Origin of the sequence: Vibrio sp. 10N.222.55.C6 (assembly GCF_041473395.1) — a bacterium.
Classification (GTDB): Bacteria; Pseudomonadota; Gammaproteobacteria; order Enterobacterales; family Vibrionaceae; genus Vibrio; species Vibrio crassostreae_C.
Genome location: NZ_JBFRSD010001000.1, coordinates 1 through 418 on the forward strand (window position 1 = coordinate 1; position 418 = coordinate 418).

A 418-nucleotide genomic window follows, 5' to 3' on the forward strand; every position below is an offset into this window, starting at 1 on the left:
ACTGAGAAGTCATCGAGAGTCTCATTGGTTTTGGTTGGCGTTTGGTCGATGACTTGTTCTTCAAGCTCATGCATTTCTAACGGCAAAGAGATCTTAAATTGAGTGCCCAAACCAAGCTGGCTGGAAACCTTAATTGTTCCGCCCATCAGTTCGACTAACTGCTGAACAATGGAAAGCCCTAACCCTGTGCCACCAAACTTACGGGTTGTTGAAAGCTCAGCTTGTTCAAAGGCGGTAAATATATGGTCGATCTTGTCTTCTGCTATACCAATACCCGTATCCGTCACTAAAATATTCACGATTGGTGGAGTAGTAGGGGCTATCAAGAATTCTACTTCGACCTTTCCTGACTCAGTAAATTTGACTGCATTGCCTGCTAAGTTAAATAAGATCTGACGTGTACGTGCAGAGTCACCAA

The 418-nt window shown here is 43.8% G+C and carries 1 protein-coding gene; it reads right to left on the reverse strand.

All coding sequences use genetic code 11. The annotated features are described in order from the left end of the window. Window positions 1-418, reverse strand: a 418-nt coding sequence (locus AB4486_RS27255; RefSeq protein WP_372119907.1) for an ATP-binding protein, incomplete at both ends; no start/stop codon positions are given.